The following is an 18129-nucleotide window of genomic DNA, read 5'->3' on the forward strand; positions in this document are numbered from 1 at the left end:
GCCCAAGCCAGTTGATCACCTGTGTTGCGACGACCCCTCGAATCCACCCCTGACGTGGAGGAAGGAGCCCTTCATCGACCTCAGTGCTGGAGCGGGAAGCCGCCGCCGATACCCCGCCACGCCAGGTTGGAGATCAGGGCGACCGCCTCCTCCTTGGGCACGCGGCGGTTGTCGGCCAGCCAGGAACGGGCCGTGACCTGGGAAAGCCCGACGAGGCCCACGGCCAGCAGGCGTGCTCGTTCCGGGTCCAGGCCCGCGTCGGCGGTGATGGTCTCGGTGATCGCGTCGACGGAGTCGGTGGTCGCGCGCTCGACGGCTTCCTGGACGGCGGGCTCGGAGCGCAGGTCGGACTCGAACACCATGCGGAAGGCCTGGCCCTCGCCGTCCACGAAGTCGTAGAAGGCGGCCACGGCGGCACGCACGCGCAGCTTGTTGTCCGTCGTCGAGCCGATGGCGGTGCGAACTCGGCCGACCAGCTCGTCCACATGGGACTCGAGCAGGGCCATGTAGAGCTCGAGCTTGCCGGGGAAGTGCTGGTAGAGCACCGGCTTGGACACGCCCGCTCGTTCGGCGATCTCGTCCATCGCCGCGGCGTGGTAGCCGTTGGCGACGAACACGTCCTGTGCCGCTGCCAGCAGTTGCGCGCGGCGGGCGGTGCGCGGCAGTCGAACGCCCCTGCCTGCGGGTGCGCTCTGCGCCGTCTCCGTCATGGTGCCTCCAGCACGAGTCATCTGCCGTCGGAGAGGGGTTGCCTGACCGCGGCGTGAGCGCAACCTTACTCGCTAGTAGCCCAGATCCGGGAACCATCTCCTGCTTCTTTCCCGCATCCTGGTCTGGTGAGCGCCCTGATTCCCGCACCGCTGTCCACCGTCGAACTGCCGCCGCTGGACACGACGCAGACACCGTGGCCCGGCGAATTCCACCAGGTCGAAGGGCACGAGGTGCACGTCAGGGTCACCAAGGGGGACGGGCCGCCCGCCGTGTTCGTGCACGGGCTGGGTGGGTCCGCGACCAACTGGACGGACCTCGCCGCCCAGCTGCGCGACCACGTCAGCGGGTACTCGATCGACCTGCCCGGGTTCGGGCGATCGGAGCCGATTCCTGGGTACGACTTCAGCCTCGCCACGCACGCGCGCACGGTGATCAAGTATTTGGAGACGTTCGACGAGCCCGTGCACCTCTTCGGCAACTCGATGGGGGGTGCGATCTCCGTCATCGTGGCCGCGACCAGGCCTGATCTGGTCAGGACGCTGACGCTGGTGAGCCCGGCCGTGCCGGATCTGCGGCCCCGGCTGGACCGGATGTCGGATCCGCGGATGGCGCTCGCCGTGCTGCCGATCATCGGGGCCAAGGTGCGCCGTGAGCTCGCCAAGCTCACCGCGCACGACCGCACCAGGCAGATGCTCGAGCTGTGCTTCGCCGACCCGAGCGTGGTGCCCGACCACCGCATCGAGGAGTCGATCAAGGAGAACGAGGAGCGCGCCCGGCAGAAGTGGGCGGGGCAGGCGCTCAACCGCAGCACGCTGGGGTTGATGCAGAGCTGGCTGATACCGGGGCCGAAGTCGCTGTGGAGGCTGTTGCCGCTGGTCAAGGCGCCCACGCTGGTCGTGTGGGGCGAGAACGACAGGCTCGTGAGCGTGCGGAAGGGGCCGCGCACGGCCCGGCTGCTGCCCAAGGGGCGACTGCTCGTGTTGCCGAAGACCGGGCACGTCGCCCAGATGGAACGGCCCGCCACCGTGGCCAGGGCCGTGCTGGGCATGTGGGAGGCGGTCGACCGACACACATGGTGATGAACAACGGCCATACGGGGGATGTGGGACCCTGGGCAACGTGAATCGCGCCCCCGAGCGAGGACGTACTGATCCGCCTGCTGACCGCTATCGCCGTGGCGCGCGCCGGACCAGCGCGGAACCGCTTGCGGCCGCCTGGGAGCCCGAGGGCACGGCGCAGCACCGGCGGCCGCGCAAGCGCGGGGTGAAGAAGCTCGTCGCCAACTACGGGTGGCGGATCTACGCGATCCCCGTGCTCGTCGTGCTGACGGCGCTCGTGGTGCTCGACACCGTGCAGCCCAAGTCGCCCGCCGCCGGTGGCAGCGCGGGCAACCCCACCGACGTGGCCACCACCACGCCGGAGGCTCCCGCGTCCGAGGTGCAGGCGCAGAAGCCCAAGCTCGACGTCCCCACCGCCGAACTGCCCCCAGGGCCGGCGTTCTCGGAGGACGGCGTCGGCACGTGGCGGGTGATCCCCGGCAGCGGCGCGCGGGTCGGTGAGGCGAACGCGCCGAAGTTCCGCAAGTACGCGATCGCCGTCGAGGACGGTGTGAAGCCCGCCGACTACAACAACGACGAGGCCGCGTTCGCGCGGACCGTCGAGGGGATCCTGTCGGACCCGCGCAGCTGGATCGGCACGAAGCAGGTCGCGTTGCAGCGGGTGGAGGCGAACCAGAACCCCGACTTCATCGTCAGCCTGACCAGCACGAAGACGACGCACACGCTCTGCGGCAAGGAGATCCCGTTCGAGACCTCCTGCTGGAACCCCGCGAGCAAGCGCGTGATCATCAACGTCGCCCGGTGGGTGCGCGGTGCCATGGTCTACGGCCCCGACCTCGCCGGATACCGGACCTACGTGATCAACCACGAGGTCGGGCACGCGCTCGGCAGCGGCCACGCGGCCTGTCAGGAGAACGGCGCGCCGGCGCCGGTCATGATGCAGCAGACGTTCGGCGTCGCGAACAACTTCGTGTCGCAGCTCAACGCGGGCCAGGACGTGGTTCCCGCCGACGGCAAGGTGTGCACGCCGAACGCGTTTCCCGCTGGCTGAGACGGCTTTCCAACGAGGAAGAGTCCAGGCAAGGTTGACGTTGTCTCGGATACAGAGGCATGCAGTCCGTCGAGGAGGAGCAAATGGCGCTTCCGCCGCTCGTTGAGCCAGCCGCGGAGCTGACCAAGGAAGAAGTCGCGCGGTACAGCCGGCACCTGATCATCCCGGACGTCGGGGTGGACGGGCAGAAGCGGCTGAAGAACGCGAAGGTCCTCGTCGTCGGCGCGGGCGGCCTGGGCAGCCCGGCACTGCTGTACCTGGCCGCGGCCGGGGTCGGCACGCTCGGCGTCGTCGACTTCGACGTCGTGGACGAGTCGAACCTGCAGCGCCAGGTGATCCACGGCCAGTCCGACGTCGGCCGCCCGAAGGCCGAGTCCGCCCGCGACTCCGTCGCGGAGATCAACCCGTTCGTCAAGGTCGTGCTGCACCAGACGCACCTCAACTCCGAGAACGCGCTGGAGATCTTCCGCGACTACGACCTGATCCTCGACGGCACCGACAACTTCGCCACGCGGTACCTGGTGAACGACGCCGCGGTGCTGCTGGGCAAGCCGTACGTCTGGGGTTCGATCTTCCGGTTCGAGGGCCAGGTCAGCGTCTTCTGGGAGGACGCCCCGAACGGCCAGGGCCTCAACTACCGCGACCTCTACCCGGAGCCGCCGCCTCCCGGCATGGTTCCCTCCTGCGCGGAGGGCGGCGTGCTGGGCGTGCTGTGCGCGTCCATCGGGTCGATCATGGTCACCGAGGCGATCAAGCTGCTCACCGGTATCGGTGACCCGCTGCTGGGCCGCCTGATGGTCTACGACGCGCTGGAGATGACGTACCGGACGATCAAGATCCGCAAGGACCCGGACTCGCCGAAGATCACCGAGCTGATCGACTACGAGGCGTTCTGCGGTGTCGTCTCCACGGACGCGCAGCAGGCGGCGGCGGGCAACACGATCACGCCGCTCGAGCTCAAGCACAAGCAGGAGTCCGGTGAGGACTTCCTGCTGGTGGACGTCCGCGAGCCGCACGAGTACGAGATCGTGAAGATCCCCGGCTCGGTGCTGATCCCGAAGGACAAGATCCTCTCGGGTGAGGCGCTGTCCGAGCTGCCGCAGGACAAGCCGCTGGTGCTGCACTGCAAGTCCGGCGCCCGGTCGGCGGAGGCCCTCGCGGCGCTGCACAAGGCGGGCTTCAAGGACGCCGTCCACGTCGGTGGTGGCGTGCTGGCGTGGGCGCGCGAGGTCGACCCCAGCCTGCCGACGTACTAACCCCGGTGACTGCTTTCGGGCGCTTCGGTGCCCGAAAGCACTCATGAACGACTGGGCTGTTCGGGTGGTGGGATGAATCACGGCGTGTCGCCTTCCACCACCCGGACGGTCTAGCCAGGTAGCGTGCCGGACCGTGACCCGCAGCCCCGAACCGCCCCCAGCGCACGTGCGTGCGGCGTTCGGGGCACGTGACGCCGAACCGGAGCTCATCGACGGCGGCCCCGCGTGGCGCTGTGGCGATGCCACGATCCGGCCCGCGCCGAAGCCGGCCGAGGCCACCTGGATCGCCAAGACCCTCGACGGCCTGGACGTGCCGAACCTGCGCATCGGCAGACCGCTCAGATCCACCGACGGCCGGTACGTCGTGGGCGGCTGGTCCGCCACCAAGTTCCTCGCCGGTCGTGCCGAGGCACGTCACGACGAGGTCATCGCCGTCGCCCAGCGCCTGCACCAGGCCACGGCCGAGCTGCCCAAGCCCCGCTTCCTCGACGCCAGGACGGACGTGTTCGCCGTCGCCGACCGCAAGGCCTGGGGCGAGGAGGACGTGCCGCTGGAGGCCGATCTCGGCGGCAGGCTGTTCGACCTGCTGAAGGAGACGCAGAAGCCGCTCAACCTGCGGTCGCAGGTCGTGCACGGCGACCTCTTCGGCAACGTGCTGTTCGCGGGCAACGCCCCGCCCGCCGTCATCGACTTCACCGCGTACTGGCGCCCCGCCGAGTGGGCCGCCGCCGTGATCGCGGTGGACGCCGTCGCGTGGGGTGGCGCGGACCCCGGCCTGTTCAAGCGGTGGGCCCACCTCGCCGAATGGCCGCAGGTTCTGGTGCGCGCGACCCTGTTCCGGTTGGCAGTGCACGCTTTGCACCCGTTGTCAACGTCACAGTCGTTTTCGGGCTTGGAACGAGCTGCTCACCAAGTCACCGCACTGCTCTGAGCTGACAACTTTCCACGTTCGAAACATTGCGGAGCATCGGGTTAACGCGCGCTTCTTAGCGTCAGCCAGGTGACCCATTGCCCCTACTGCGCGCTGCAGTGCTCCATGAGCGTCATCGACGGCCAGGTGGCCCCTGGTCCCGGTGGGCTGTGCCAGAAGGGCTGGACGGCGGGGGAGTTGCTGCGCCATCCAGGCCGCCTCACCACGCCGCTGATCCACGGCCGGCCCGCCTCCTGGGACGAGGCGCTGGACTTCGTCGCCTCCCGGATCAAGGAGTTCGAGCCCGACGAGATCGCCGTGTTCGGCGGCGGCGGGCTCACCAACGAGAAGGCGTACCTGCTCGGCAAGTTCGCGCGGGTCGCGCTGAAGACCTCGCAGATCGACTACAACGGCCGGTTCTGCATGTCCTCGGCCGCCGCGGCGGGCAACAAGGCGTTCGGGCTGGACCGCGGCATGCCGTTCCCGCTGAGCGATCTCAAGACTGCCGACACCGTGCTGCTGGCGGGCTCGAACCCGGCCGAGACCATGCCGCCGTTCCTGCGCCACCTGGAGGGCGCGCGGCTGATCGTCATCGACCCGCGCCGCACCGCCACCGCCGAGCGCGCGACGCTGCACCTGCAGCCCGCGCCGGGCACGGACCTCGCGCTGGCGCTGGGACTGCTGCACACCGCGGTCATCGAAGGCGTGGTCGACAAGGAGTACATCTCCTCGCGCACCAGCGGTTTCGACGACGCCTGGCGCATCGCCGCGCAGTGGTGGCCCGAGCACACCGAACGCGTCACGGGTGTCTCGGCCGCTGACCAGCGCGCTGCCGTGCACATGCTGGCCGGGCGGTCGTACATCCTCACGGGCCGCGGCACCGAGCAGCACGCGTCCGGCACCGACACCGTGTCGGCGTGGATCAACCTCGCGCTGGCGCTGGGTCTGCCGGGCCGCGTCGGCTCCGGCTACGGCTGCCTGACCGGGCAGGGCAACGGCCAGGGCGGCCGCGAGCACGGGCAGAAGGCCGACCAGCTGCCCGGTTACCGCAAGCTCGACGATCCCGTGGCGCGCAAGCACATCATGGACGTCTGGGGCGTCGACTGGCTGCCCGGTGTTGGCCGCAGCGCGTACGAGCTGCTGAACGCCGACGACCTCAAGGCGATGCTGGTGTTCGGCAGCAACCCGGTGGTCTCGGCACCGCGGGCGTCCGGTGTAGCGGAACGTCTGAAGGCCCTGGACCTGTTGGTGGTGGCGGACTTCGTGATGTCCGAGACCGCCGCGATGGCCGACGTCGTGTTCCCCGTCACGCAGTGGGCGGAGGAGGACGGCACGATGACCAACCTCGAAGGCCGGATCATCAGGCGCCGCAAGGCACTCGACCCGCCCGCCGGGGTGCGCAGCGACCTGCACCTCATCCACGGGCTGGCCGCGCGCCTCGGCTGCGCGGAGAAGTTCCTGACCGAGCCGAAGGAAGTCTTCGAGGAGCTGCGCCGGGCGTCCGCCGGCGGCCCTTCCGACTACTCCGGCGTCACCTACGAGCGGCTCGACGCCGAGCAGCTGCACTGGCCGGTGCCGTCCGTCGATCATCCAGGCACGCCAAGGCTTTTCCTCGACCGGTTCGCGCATCCGGACGGTCTCGCGCGGTTCGTCCCGGTCGACCACAAGGGTCCGGCGGAACCGCCGGACGAGGAGTTCCCGTTGCAGGCCACCACCGGGCGGGTCCTGCAGCACTACCAGTCGGGTGCGCAGACGCGGCGGATCGGCGAACTGATGAAGGCGGTTCCCGAGATGTACGTGGAAATGCACCCGGACACGGCTTCGCGTGCAGGGCTCGCTTCCGGTGAGCCCGCGCACGTCGTGTCCCGGCGGGGCAGGGTGACGGCGACCGTGCGGTGCGTGCCGAGCATGCGCGCCGACGCGGTGTTCCTGCCGTTCCACTTCCCCGGTGACGGGAGGGCGAACCTGCTCACCAACCCCGCGCTCGATCCCACGAGCCGGATGCCCGAGTTCAAGGTCTGCGCGGTGCGATTGGAGCAGGTATGCGACGAGTCGTGATCGTTGGCTACGGCATGGCGGGCGCTCGGCTTGCGGACGAGCTGCGCCGTCGTGACCAGGACATCTCCATCACCATCATCGGATCCGAGCCGCACGCCGCGTACAACCGCGTGCTGCTCTCGACCGTGGTCGCCGGAACCATGACGCCGGAGTCGACCCGGCTGCACGACGACAGGTGGGCGGCCGAGCACAACATCGACCTGCGGCTGGGGCAGACCATCTCGGAGATCGACCGGGCTTCGCGCACGGTCGACGGAATTCCTTATGACGCACTGGTTCTCGCCACCGGCAGCACTCCCTGGGTGCCGCCGGCGGAAGGCCTGGTCGAGGACGGCAAGCTGGCACCGGGTGTCGTCGCCTTCCGGACTCTCGACGACTGTGCCGAGATCGAGGCCAAGGCCAAGAAGGGCATGCCCGTCGTCGTCCTCGGCGGTGGCCTGCTGGGCATCGAGGCCGCGCGTGGCCTCGCCGGACGCGGCTGCCTCGTCACCGTCGTCCACCCGGTCGGCCACCTGATGGAACGCCAGCTCGACCCCGGTGCGGGCGGCGTTCTCGCCCGCACGCTCGGCCAGCTCGGCATCGAGTTCAAGCTGAACTCGCTGGCCGCCAAGTACCTCCCCGGCGACGGCCTGATCCTCGACGACGGGACCCACGTGCCCGCCGAGCTCGTGGTCGTCTCCGCGGGTGTGCGCGCCGAAACGTCGTTGGCGGTCAAGGCAGGCCTGGAGGTCGACCGCGGAATCCTGGTCGACGACGCCCTGCGCACCAGCGACCCGCGCATCCACGCGATCGGCGACTGCGCCCAGCACCCCGGCACGGTGTCCGGTCTCGTGCAGCCGGCGTGGGACCAGGCCGCGGTGCTCGCCGACCGTCTGACCGGCGCCAACCCGGCGGCCCGCTATCGCGGCACTTCCGTCGTGACGCGGTTGAAGGCGCGTGACGTGGATCTCGCCGCGCTGGGTGACGTGCACACCGACGTGGACTGCCAGGACGCGGAAGTCCTGTGCTTCCAGGAACCTTCCCGCGGCCGGTACGCCAAGCTCGTGCTGCGGGACGACCGGGTGGCCGGCGCGATCGTGCTCGGCGCACCGGACGCGGCCGCCACGATCACCCAGCTCTACGACCGGGGAATCCCCGCGCCGACCGACCGGCTGGCGTTGTTGCTGGGCCGTGCGTTGCCCGCGGAGGCCGCGTCACCTGCGGACCTGCCGTCCAGCGCGGTGATCTGCCGGTGCAACACCGTCTCCAAGGGACAGATCGTGTCGGCCTGGCGTTCGGGAGCGGAAACCCTGCCGCAGCTGGCAGAGGCCACCCGCGCGACCACGGGCTGTGGTGGGTGCAAGGACGCTGTGTGCGGACTGCTCGACTGGCTCGGAGCCTCACAGCCCGCCTCGGCGTGATGTGCGGCGGAGTTGCCTTCGTCGTCATCGGCCAGAACCCCTCGGTAATCCGGACTTCCTAGCTTTTTCGGCAGTCGCCGACCCCAGGAGGAACTACATGCGGAGCTGGATCGAGCACTGGGAACCCGAGAACCCCGAGTTCTGGGAGTCGAAGGGCAAGAAGATCGCGCGCAAGAACCTCGCGCTGTCGATCTTCGCGGAGAACCTCGGGTTCAGCGTCTGGGTGCTGATGAGCATCGTCGTCGTCAGCCTCGGCTCGGTGGGCTTCAACTTCACCGTCGGCCAGCAGTTCTGGCTGCTGATCGTGCCGAACCTGGTCGGCGCGGTGCTGCGGGTGCCGTACACCTTCGCGGTGCCGAAGTTCGGCGGTCGCCTGTGGACCACGATCAGCGCGGGCCTGCTGCTGATCCCGACCGCGATGCTCGCCTACGCCGTGACCACGCCGGGCACGCCGTACTGGTTCTTCCTGCTCACCTCGGCCGCGATGGGCCTCGGCGGCGGCAACTTCTCGTCGTCGATGGCGAACATCTCGTTCTTCTACCCGGAGGGCAAGAAGGGCCTGGCGCTCGGCATGAACGCGGCCGGCGGCAACCTCGGTGTCGCGATCACCCAGCTGATCGTGCCGGTCGTCATCACCATCGGCACCGGGATCCACCTCGCCTACGCGGCGCTGATCTGGATGCCGTTCATCGTCCTCGCCACGGCGCTCGCGTGGTTCTTCATGGACAGCCTCACGCAGGCCAAGCCGGACGGTCAGTCGTACAAGAAGGCGCTGTCGAACCAGCACACCTGGGTGATGTCGTTCCTGTACATCGGCACGTTCGGGTCGTTCATCGGCTACTCGTTCGCGTTCCCGTCGCTGATCAAGATCAGCTTCGTGGAGTACAAGAGCTGGGTGGCGCTCGCGTTCCTCGGCGCGCTGATCGGCTCGATCGCCCGTCCTGCCGGTGGCTGGCTGGCCGACCGGATCGGCGGTGCCAAGGTGACGCTCGGCACGTTCGTCGGGCTCGGGATCGGCACGATCGGCGTCATGGTCAGCGTGGACATGAAGAGCTTCCCGCTGTTCTTCGCCTCGTTCATCGCGCTGTTCATCCTGGCGGGCGTCGGCAACGGCTCGACCTACCGGATGATCCCGGCGATCTTCAAGACGCAGGTGGACGACGACAAGTCGGCCAAGCGCCAGGCCGCCGCGGTCGTCGGCATCGCGGGTGCGATCGGTGCTGCCGGTGGCGTTCTGGTGAACCTCGTCTTCAAGTTCTCGCTGGAGGGTTCGAAGACGCTGACGCCCGCGCTCACGGCGATCCTCGTCTTCTACGCGCTCTGCCTCGCCACGACGTGGTGGTTCTACCTGCGGCGCAGCGTGTTCGCGACGCGACCCTCGCTGGCCTACGCCGGAGTGTGACGCGCACAACGCGCTGAGCTGCGGAGAGAGTTTCCTTTAACACCCGCGAAATAGTGCGGACCTCGGGATGACACGCCGCCCGGTGAGCATACCGGGCGGAAGGAGGGATATCCGATGACCCAGACCCTGGTCGTGATCGGCAACGGCATGGTCGGCCACAGGCTCGTCGAGATCCTCCGCGACTCGTCCTGGCGGATCGTGGTGTTCGGCGAGGAAGCGCGCCCTGCCTACGATCGAGTCGCGCTGTCGTCCTATGTGGACACCTGGAACGCCGCGGACCTGGAGCTGACGCCGCTGACCGGCTGCGAGCTCCGCCTCGGCGAGAAGGCTGTCTCGGTGGACAGGGAACGTCGTGTGGTGACGGGCGCGTCCGGCATCGAGGTGCAGTACGACGCGCTCGTGCTGGCCACCGGCTCGGTGCCGTTCGTGCCGCCGGTTCCCGGCCGTGACCTGCCCGGTTGCCACGTCTACCGCACCATCGACGACCTGGACGCCATCCGGGCGACCGTGCAGGCCGCCGACCGGCCCGGCCGGCACTCCGGCATGGTGCTCGGCGGTGGCCTGCTCGGCCTGGAGGCGGCCAACGCGCTGCGCGGCATGGGCGTCTCGCCGCACGTCGTGGAGCTGGCACCGAGGCTGATGCCGATCCAGGTCGACGAGGGCGGTGCCGGGCTGCTCAAGCGGCTGGTCGAGAAGCTCGACCTGACCGTGCACACCGGTACCTCCGCTTCCTCCATCGAACGCGACGGCTCGCGGTTGATCGCCAAGCTGGCCAACGGGGTCGAGCTCGACCTCGATGTCGTGGTGTTCAGCGCGGGCATCCGGCCGCGCACCGACCTCGACCTCGGCCTGGAACTGGGACCGCGCGGCGGTTACCTGGTCGACGCCGCCTGCCGGACCGCCGACCCGCGCGTGTTCGCGATCGGCGAGTGCGCTTCGGTCGAAGGTGTGGCCTACGGGCTCGTGGCTCCCGGTTACGCGATGGCCGAGGTCGTCGCGGACCAGCTCTCGGGTGGCACGAAGGTGTTCCCCGGTGCGGACCTGTCCACGAAGCTGAAGCTGCTCGGTGTGGACGTGGCGTCGTTCGGTGACGCGCACGCCACCACTGAGGGTGCGCTGGAAGTCGTCGTCAACAACGCGGTGGCCGGCACTTACAGCAAGCTCGTCGTGTCGGACGACGCGAAGACGTTGCTGGGCGGTGTGCTCGTCGGTGACGCCTCCGCGTACCCGTCGCTGCGGCCGTTGGTGGGCAAGGAAGTTCCGGCGGCGCTGCTGCAGCCCGGTGGTGCCGTCGACGTCGAGATGCCGGCGGACGCCCAGGTCTGCTCGTGTCACGCCGTCACCAAGCAGACGATCACCGACGCGATCCAGTCCGGTGTCGCGTGCGATGTGGCGGAGCTGAAGGCGTGCACCAAGGCCGGTACGGGCTGCGGCTCGTGCGTGCCGATGCTGAAGAAGCTGCTGACCGACTGCGGTGTCGAGCAGTCCAAGGCGTTGTGCGAGCACTTCACCTACTCGCGCGCCGAGCTGTTCGAGATCATCCGGGCGACGCGCATCACGACGTTCACCGCGTTGGTCGAGAAGCACGGCACCGGTCGTGGTTGCGACATCTGCAAGCCCGCCGTGGCCTCGATCCTGGCGTCGCTGAACAACGGGCACATCCTGAGCGAGACGCAGGTCTCGTTGCAGGACACCAACGACAGGTTCCTGGCGAACCTGCAGCGCAACGGCACGTACTCGGTGGTGCCGCGCATCCCCGGCGGTGAGATCACGCCGGAGAAGCTGATCGTCATCGGTGAGGTGGCCCGCGACTTCGGCCTCTACACCAAGATCACCGGTGGTCAGCGCATCGACCTGTTCGGCGCAACCGTCGACCAGCTGCCGCAGATCTGGCGCCGGCTGGTGGACGCGGGCTTCGAGTCGGGTCACGCCTACGGCAAGGCGCTGCGCACGGTGAAGTCCTGCGTCGGCACGACCTGGTGCCGTTACGGCGTGCAGGACTCGGTCGGTCTGGCGATCGAGCTGGAGCTGCGCTACCGCGGCCTGCGGTCGCCGCACAAGCTGAAGTCGGCCGTCTCCGGTTGCGCGCGCGAGTGCGCGGAGGCACGCGGCAAGGACTTCGGCGTGATCGCGACCGAGAACGGCTGGAACCTCTACGTCGGCGGCAACGGCGGCTTCACGCCCCGCCACGCCGACCTGCTGGTGTCCGATGTGGACACCGAGACGCTGATCAAGGTGATCGACCGGTTCCTGATGTTCTACATCCGCACCGCAGACCGCCTGCAGCGCACCTCGGCGTGGCTGGAAGGCCTCGACGGAGGGCTCGACCACCTGCGCGAGGTCGTCGTCGACGACAAGCTCGGCATCTGCGACGAGCTGGAAGCCGCGATGGCCGCGCACGTCGAGGACTACGCCGACGAGTGGAAGGGTGTGCTGGAGGACCCGGAGAAGCTCGCGCGGTTCACGTCGTTCGTGAACGCGCCCGGCACGCCCGACCCCACGATCTCGTTCCGCGCTGAGCGTGGTCAGCGCGTCCCCGTCCAGCTCGGCATTCCGGAGGTCGTCAGGTGACCGTCGTCTGTGACTTCGACTTGTTGCGTCCCGAGACCGGCGTGGCCGCTCTGCTGCCAGACGGCACGCAGGTGGCGGTGTTCCTGACCGCCGACGGGACCTTGCACGCGTTGGACAACATCGACCCGTTCAGCGGTGCCGCCGTTCTGTCGCGCGGCATCGTGGGCGACCGGGGCGGTGTTCCCGTCGTGGTGTCGCCGGTCTACAAGCAGGCTTTCGAGCTGGCGACCGGCAAGTGCCTCGACGAACCGTCGGTGTCGGTCGCGGTGCACCCGGTGCGAGTGCGTGACGGCGTCGTGGAGCTGCCATGAACGGACCGCTGGCGGGCTTCACCATCGGCGTCACCGCGGCCCGTCGCGCCGACGAACTCATCGCCCTGCTGGAACGCAAGGGCGCGTCGGTCATCCACGGCCCGGCCATCCGCATCGTGCCGCTGCCCGACGACGCCGAGCTGCACCAGGCCACGTCGCGCCTGGTCCAGACACCGGTCGACGTCGTGGTCGCCACGACCGGCATCGGGTTCCGCGGGTGGTTCGAAGCAGCAGAGGGGTGGGGACTGGCCGCCCGCCTGCACCGTGCTCTGGAGGGCGCGGTGGTGCTGCCGCGCGGCCCGAAGGCCAAGGGCGCGGTGCGGGCGGCCGGCCTGGTCGAGACCTGGTCGCCGGAGTCCGAGTCGAACGCCGAACTGCTGCAGTACCTGCTCCGCATGGGCGTGTCCGGCAAACGCGTTGCCGTCCAGCTGCACGGCGAACCGTTGCCGGACTTCGTGAACACTCTGCGCGCCGCCGGTGCCGACGTCGTCGAGATTCCCGTGTACCGCTGGGAGCCGCCTGCCGACATCGGGCCGCTGGACCGGTTGATCGACGCGACGCTGGCCGGGCAGGTGGACGCGCTGACGTTCACCAGCGCGCCCGCGGCCTCCTCGGTTCTGCGCACGGCGGGGGACCGGTACGCGGAACTGGTGGAGGCGTTGCGGCGCAACGTTCTCGTGGTCGGGGTCGGCGCGATCACCGCAGGGCCGTTGGTGGCTGCCGGGATTCCCGTGGTGCAGCCCGCCCGGTCCCGGATCGGGTCGATGGTCCGGGAGTTGGCTGTGGAGCTGCCTTCTCGGGCCACTCGGTTGCGGATCGCGTCGCGGGACATGGAGATGCGGGCGCAGGCCGTCGTGATCGACGGGGAGTTGCGGCCGGTGGCTCCGGCTCCCATGGCTGTTCTGCGGACGCTGGTGGCCGCTCGGGGACGGGTGGTGTCCCGGCAGGACCTGTTGGCCGCCTTGCCTTCCGGGGGTGAGGAGCACGCCGTCGAGACGGCCATCGGGCGGTTGCGGACCGCTCTCGGCTCGCCGCAGATGGTGTGCACGGTTGTCAAACGTGGTTACCGGTTGGCCATGGAGCCCGCATGAAGCTTGTACTGGCGTTTCACGGCACTCGGGATCCTCGTGGAGCCGTGGTGTGCGAAGAGATCGCTGCTCTGGTGCGGCCGCAGGTGGATGTGCCTGTCGAGGTTGCTTATGCCGACGTGCGGCAGCCCGATGTTCGGTCGGTTGTGGACGGTCCGGCCGTTGTGGTGCCGGCGTTCCTGGCCGCCGGCTACCACGTTCGGGTCGACATCCCGGAGCAGATCGGGAATCGGCCGGACGTGGTGCTGACCTCGCCGCTCGGGGTGGATGCGGTGCCCGCGGTGCGGGATCGGTTGCGGGAAGCAGGTTTCCGCCGCGGCGACGCAGTGGTGCTCGCCGCGGCGGGTTCGTCGGACGTTCGGGCGCTGGCGGACGTCAAGCGGGCTGCGGCCTTGCTCGGCGCCTGCGGTGTCGGGTACGTGGCCACCGCGACGCCCCGCGTGCCCGAGGTCGTCGCCGGGGTGCGGGGGCGCCGCGTGGCCGTCGCTTCGTGGCTGCTGGCACCGGGCGTGTTCCACGGGTCGCTCGCCGAGTGCGGCGCGGACGTCGTGTCCGATCCGATCGGAGCGCATCCCCTTGTGGTCGAGGCGTTGGTGCGCAAGTACTACGCGGCTCGGGCGGTGCTGCGCCAGTCGGCGTGAGGTGCTCGCCTACCAGAGGCCCGGCTCTTCTTCCTTGCGCGCGTCTTCCCAGCGGTACTCGCGCAGGTTCACCTTGCCGTCCAGGTTCGGGACGCCCTCCTCGTGCAGCAGCTGGAGCTGCGTCTCGCGGAGGTGTGGCGCGCAGGTGCCGTCGGCCTTCAGCACTCGTTGCCACGGCAGGTCGTGACCGTCCTCGTTGAGGATGCGGCCGACCAGCCGTGGCGACGGGGCTTTGGCGAGATCTGCGATGTCGCCGTAGGTGGCGACGCGTCCGCGGGGGATGGCCTTGATGAAGTCGCGGACTCGCTCGTGGATCTCTTCGTCCATCCCCCGAGTTTAGTCAGATCGACTTGGACCAGGTGGCCACAACGGCGTGGTAGTCGGAGGCGTTGGGCGCGTAGTTGATGGAGTGGCCATAGCCGTTCAGGATGAAGGTGTCCAGGCGGGGGACGGAGGGGAAGAACTGGCCCTCGTCGGCCTTCAGGGCGGCGGGCGAGGAGCAGTCACTGCCCATCAGGGGGAAGTCGTCGCCGCAGAAGTGGAAGTCGTTGCCGACGACCAGGAGGACGGGGACGTTGATGTTGCGGGAGACCGGGATGATCACGGTGTTCAGCAGGATCGTGTCCACGGCCTCGGTGGCGGCGAAGACGTCCTTGGTGGACTCGTCGAACGAGATGGCGCCGTCGACCAGGGGGCCCGGCTTGTGGAACGCGTTGTAGCGGGTGTCCGGCATCGTGGTCAGGTAGCCGAGGTCCAGGCCCGCCGGGATCATGTTGGCCAGCACCGGGACGACGGTGATGTAGTTCATCTTGTGCGTGAAGCCGGTGACCAGGACGCCGTCGACGTCGTGGTAGGTGCCCGCCTCGATCATGGCCATCGCGGAGCCGATGGAGTGGCCGGCGACGATCACCTTCTCGAAGCGCGGTTTCAGGGTTTTGATCACCTGGTGGACGGCGCTCGCCTGGGTTGAGGCGGTGACCAGGGCGCTCAGAGGCTTGGAGCTCCTGCCGGTGCCCAGGCGGTCGACGGCCAGGGTGGCGATGCCCGCCTTGTTCTGGGCTCGGGTGTAGGAGCGGGTGTCCGGGTCGTAGCCGATGTCCCAGTACGAGTTGTCGTAGGTGCCGCCGGGGATCAGCACCTGGACGGTCCTGGCGCCCTGGGGGGCGCAGAGGCGGCCGTACATCCGTTCCAGGGACGGGACGAGCGGGGTCAGGCCGATGTTGACGTTCGTGTAGACGTCCTCGCACGTGACTGCGGCTGAGGCGGGTGTGGGGGCGAGCAGTGTTCCGGTGGCGAGCAGAGCCGCGGCGCACAACCGGCGGAAACGCATGGGGGAACGACCTCCAACTAGTTGCGGGGGACGGCCTTCATCAGCAGGCCGTGGGGGTACGGGGCGGACGTGAACTTCACGCGCGCCGGACGGGTGGGGACGAGACGCCAGCGGGTCGCGATGGTCGCGAGGGTGATGACGATCTCGGTGTGGGCGAAGGTGTTGCCGAGGCACTGGCGGTTGCCGCCGCCGAACGGGATGAACGCTCCGCGCGGGAGGCTCGCGGCGAACTCGGGGGTCCAGCGGCCGGGGTCGAAGCGCCGCGGTTCGGGGAAGTACCGCTCGTCGTGGTGCAGGGCGTGCGGGCTGACGATCACCTCGGCGCCCGCGGGCAGGTGGACGTCGCCCAGCTGGACGTCCGTCAGCGTCCGGCGCATCACGAACCAGATCGGGTACCTGCGCAGGGTTTCCTGCACGACCTGCTCGGTGTAGGTCAGGGAGGCCACGTCGGCGAAGGTGACCGGGCGGCCGCCCAGGACCGCGTCGACCTCGGCGTGCAGGCGGTGTTCGATCTCCGGGTTGCGGCCGACCTCGTAGAGGGCCCAGGCCAGGGCGATCGCGGTGGTCTCGATGCCCGCGGTGAGCAGGGTCAGGACTTCGTCGTAGGTCTGCTGGTCGGTCATGCCGGCCAACAGCAGCATCGAGAGGACGTCGCCGTGGTCGGTGCCGTCGGCGCGCCAGCTCTCGATGACTTGCAGCACAACGGCTTTCATGCGGGCGATGGCCGCGTCGAACTCGCGGTTGCCGGGGATCGGGAGCTTCTCGACGAAGGAGGGGGAGAGCGCGCGGATCATGCCCTGCTGGATCACGGTGAAGATGGACCGGCGGACCTCCTCGACGGCCCGGTGGCCCATCTCGGTCGAGAAGAGCGCCTCGCCGACGATCGTGACCGCGAGCTCCTGCATGTCGTTCTCGATGACGCGGATCTCGCCCGGTTGCCACCGCGCAGCCAGCGAAGCAGCGGCACGAGCCATCGTCGAGGCATAGGTTTCGATCCGTTCCCGATGGAACGCGGGTTGCATCAACCGGCGCTGGCGCAGGTGGAACTCGCCGTTCGACAGCAGCAGGCCGGTGCCCAGGTACGGCTGGAACTTGTCGAACATCGCGCCCTTGCGGAACTTCGACCCCTGGGAGACGAGCACCTCGTGGGTCAGCGCGGGACTGGTGACGAAGTACGCGTGCAGCGGGCCCAGGTCCAGGCGCACCACGTCACCGTGCTCGTGCAGCGCGTCGGTGAACTCGGCGCGCCGGATGAGCATCGCCGGGGTGTGCCCGAGTAACGGCCAGCGGCGGGGAGCCACCGGGACGGGCATCCAGACTCCAAGGAGTTGGGCCGAATGGGGACGGACCACCCTAGGAGCCGTTTGGGGGAGGACGACAGTGCCTGATCGGGTGGTTCCTCATCACTCTGTTGGTTCAGTGCGGTAGCCGCTCGGGTGACTAAGCTCGTTCGTCTTCCCCGAACGCCACGAACCGAAGAGGTGTGCACCGTGGCAGAGACCCAGGACTGGGTGCCGCTCGGCATCGACACGAACGTGCCCAGCATGGCCCGCGTCTACGACTACATCCTCGGCGGCGCCCACAACTTCGCCGCAGACCGGCAGGTCGGCTCCCAGATCGAGAAGCTCGTTCCCGGACTGCCGAGTGTCGCCCGGCTCAACCGGCGGTTCCTCGGCCGCGCGGTGAACTTCCTGATGGACCAGGGAGTTCGCCAGTTCCTCGACATCGGCTCCGGCATCCCGACCGTGGCGAACGTGCACGAGGTCGCGCAGGACCGCGACCCGGCCGCGCGCATCGTCTACGTCGACAAGGACCCGGTCGCCGTCGCGCACAGCGAACTGATGCTGTCGGGCAACTCCAACGCCGCGATCGTGCAGGCCGACATGCGCGACCCCGAGGCCGTGCTGTCGCATTCCGAGGTCAGGCGGTTGCTGGACTTCGACCAGCCGATCGGGCTGCTCATGCTCCTCATGCTGCACTGGGTGCCGGATGAGGACGACCCGCAGAAGCTCGTAGCCACCTACCGCGACGCGTTGCCCGCCGGCAGCTTCATCGCGATGACGCACGTCGCCAAGGACCAGATCGACGAAAGCGTGGACAAGGCCGCCGAGGTGGTGAACCGCAGCAAGAGCGCGGACCAGATGCACATGCGCACGCATGCGCAGGTCAGCGCGCTGTTCGACGGGTTCGAGCTGGTCGAGCCCGGTCTCGTCGGCTGCGGGGAGTGGCGGCCGGACGGGCCCGGCGACATCGCGGACGAGGCGGGCATGAACATGTTCCTGTACGCGGGGGTCGGTCGTAAGGGGTAAAACTACCCTGTAGTGTCGGAGGTTCACTCCGTC

Annotated in this window: 16 protein-coding genes; 12 read left to right on the forward strand and 4 right to left on the reverse strand. The window is 69.0% G+C overall.

Annotated features, from left to right (window positions below):
* Positions 1–80: 80 nt before the first annotated feature.
* Positions 81–710, reverse strand: a complete 630-nt coding sequence (locus IEZ09_RS33510; protein WP_189257821.1) for a TetR/AcrR family transcriptional regulator — start codon at positions 708–710, stop codon at positions 81–83.
* Positions 711–836: 126 nt separating this feature from the next.
* On the opposite strand from IEZ09_RS33510, the gene IEZ09_RS33515 reads away from it, so the two are divergent.
* The 11 genes from IEZ09_RS33515 (at position 837) to IEZ09_RS33565 (ending at position 14457) form a co-directional block, all read left to right on the forward strand.
* Positions 837–1790: an alpha/beta fold hydrolase gene (locus IEZ09_RS33515; protein ID WP_229813181.1), complete on the forward strand. Its 954-nt coding sequence runs from the start codon at positions 837–839 to the stop codon at positions 1788–1790.
* 40 nt (positions 1791–1830) lie between these two features.
* The gene (locus tag IEZ09_RS33520; protein ID WP_229813182.1) at positions 1831–2820 is read left to right on the forward strand and encodes a DUF3152 domain-containing protein; all 990 of its coding nucleotides are present in this window, start codon (positions 1831–1833) and stop codon (positions 2818–2820) included.
* Positions 2821–2903: 83 nt separating this feature from the next.
* Positions 2904–4076, forward strand: coding sequence for an adenylyltransferase/sulfurtransferase MoeZ (moeZ, locus tag IEZ09_RS33525; protein WP_189257822.1), 1173 nt, complete (start codon positions 2904–2906; stop codon positions 4074–4076).
* A gap of 133 nt (positions 4077–4209) precedes the next feature.
* Complete coding sequence (locus tag IEZ09_RS33530) at positions 4210–5007, forward strand: TIGR02569 family protein (protein ID WP_189257823.1); 798 nt, start codon at positions 4210–4212, stop codon at positions 5005–5007.
* 105 nt (positions 5008–5112) lie between these two features.
* Positions 5113–7044: a molybdopterin oxidoreductase family protein gene (locus tag IEZ09_RS33535; protein ID WP_189257883.1), complete on the forward strand. Its 1932-nt coding sequence runs from the start codon at positions 5113–5115 to the stop codon at positions 7042–7044.
* A complete protein-coding gene (locus IEZ09_RS33540) occupies positions 7029–8444 on the forward strand; it encodes an FAD-dependent oxidoreductase (RefSeq protein WP_189257824.1) in 1416 nt (471 codons plus the stop codon). The genes IEZ09_RS33535 and IEZ09_RS33540 overlap by 16 nt, the downstream gene beginning before the upstream one ends.
* Before the next feature lie 97 nt (positions 8445–8541).
* Positions 8542–9846, forward strand: coding sequence for an MFS transporter (locus tag IEZ09_RS33545; protein WP_189257825.1), 1305 nt, complete (start codon positions 8542–8544; stop codon positions 9844–9846).
* A 114-nt stretch (positions 9847–9960) separates the two neighbouring features.
* Entirely contained in the window at positions 9961–12417 is a 2457-nt protein-coding gene (gene nirB, locus IEZ09_RS33550) for a nitrite reductase large subunit NirB (RefSeq protein ID WP_189257826.1), read from the forward strand.
* On the forward strand, positions 12414–12728 hold the full coding sequence (gene nirD / locus IEZ09_RS33555) for a nitrite reductase small subunit NirD (protein ID WP_189257827.1): 315 nt from the start codon (positions 12414–12416) through the stop codon (positions 12726–12728). Before nirB ends, nirD begins: the two co-directional genes overlap by 4 nt.
* The gene (locus IEZ09_RS33560; protein ID WP_189257828.1) at positions 12725–13819 is read left to right on the forward strand and encodes a uroporphyrinogen-III synthase; all 1095 of its coding nucleotides are present in this window, start codon (positions 12725–12727) and stop codon (positions 13817–13819) included. The genes nirD and IEZ09_RS33560 overlap by 4 nt, the downstream gene beginning before the upstream one ends.
* Positions 13816–14457, forward strand: coding sequence for a sirohydrochlorin chelatase (locus IEZ09_RS33565; RefSeq protein ID WP_189257829.1), 642 nt, complete (start codon positions 13816–13818; stop codon positions 14455–14457). The genes IEZ09_RS33560 and IEZ09_RS33565 overlap by 4 nt, the downstream gene beginning before the upstream one ends.
* Positions 14458–14466: 9 nt before the next feature.
* Here the strand turns inward: IEZ09_RS33565 and IEZ09_RS33570 are convergent, their stop codons facing one another.
* The 3 genes from IEZ09_RS33570 to IEZ09_RS33580 are packed head-to-tail and all read right to left on the reverse strand — an operon-like array spanning position 14467 to position 17100.
* A complete protein-coding gene (locus tag IEZ09_RS33570; RefSeq protein WP_189257830.1) occupies positions 14467–14784 on the reverse strand; it encodes an MGMT family protein in 318 nt (105 codons plus the stop codon).
* A 13-nt stretch (positions 14785–14797) separates the two neighbouring features.
* Entirely contained in the window at positions 14798–15787 is a 990-nt protein-coding gene (locus IEZ09_RS33575) for an alpha/beta hydrolase (protein ID WP_189257831.1), read from the reverse strand.
* A 17-nt stretch (positions 15788–15804) separates the two neighbouring features.
* Entirely contained in the window at positions 15805–17100 is a 1296-nt protein-coding gene (locus IEZ09_RS33580; protein WP_189257832.1) for a cytochrome P450, read from the reverse strand.
* A 177-nt stretch (positions 17101–17277) separates the two neighbouring features.
* Here IEZ09_RS33580 and IEZ09_RS33585 point away from each other — a divergent pair, with 177 nt between their 5' ends.
* A complete protein-coding gene (locus IEZ09_RS33585; RefSeq protein WP_189257833.1) occupies positions 17278–18096 on the forward strand; it encodes an SAM-dependent methyltransferase in 819 nt (272 codons plus the stop codon).
* Positions 18097–18129: the final 33 nt, after the last annotated feature.

The sequence above is a fragment of the Lentzea flava genome (genome assembly GCF_014648475.1).
Lineage (GTDB): Bacteria > Actinomycetota > Actinomycetes > Mycobacteriales > Pseudonocardiaceae > Lentzea > Lentzea flava.

What these genes read in the sequence shown, in the direction of transcription:
- IEZ09_RS33510 (WP_189257821.1), bottom strand. Translation starts at nt 710, where the DNA reads ATGACGGAGACGGCGCAGAGCGCACCCGCAGGCAGGGGCGTTCGACTG.
- moeZ (WP_189257822.1), top strand. Translation starts at nt 2,904, where the DNA reads ATGGCGCTTCCGCCGCTCGTTGAGCCAGCCGCGGAGCTGACCAAGGAA.
- IEZ09_RS33535 (WP_189257883.1), top strand. Translation starts at nt 5,113, where the DNA reads ATGAGCGTCATCGACGGCCAGGTGGCCCCTGGTCCCGGTGGGCTGTGC.
- IEZ09_RS33540 (WP_189257824.1), top strand. Translation starts at nt 7,029, where the DNA reads ATGCGACGAGTCGTGATCGTTGGCTACGGCATGGCGGGCGCTCGGCTT.
- IEZ09_RS33545 (WP_189257825.1), top strand. Translation starts at nt 8,542, where the DNA reads ATGCGGAGCTGGATCGAGCACTGGGAACCCGAGAACCCCGAGTTCTGG.
- nirB (WP_189257826.1), top strand. Translation starts at nt 9,961, where the DNA reads ATGACCCAGACCCTGGTCGTGATCGGCAACGGCATGGTCGGCCACAGG.
- IEZ09_RS33560 (WP_189257828.1), top strand. Translation starts at nt 12,725, where the DNA reads ATGAACGGACCGCTGGCGGGCTTCACCATCGGCGTCACCGCGGCCCGT.
- IEZ09_RS33565 (WP_189257829.1), top strand. Translation starts at nt 13,816, where the DNA reads ATGAAGCTTGTACTGGCGTTTCACGGCACTCGGGATCCTCGTGGAGCC.
- IEZ09_RS33570 (WP_189257830.1), bottom strand. Translation starts at nt 14,784, where the DNA reads ATGGACGAAGAGATCCACGAGCGAGTCCGCGACTTCATCAAGGCCATC.
- IEZ09_RS33575 (WP_189257831.1), bottom strand. Translation starts at nt 15,787, where the DNA reads ATGCGTTTCCGCCGGTTGTGCGCCGCGGCTCTGCTCGCCACCGGAACA.
- IEZ09_RS33580 (WP_189257832.1), bottom strand. Translation starts at nt 17,100, where the DNA reads ATGCCCGTCCCGGTGGCTCCCCGCCGCTGGCCGTTACTCGGGCACACC.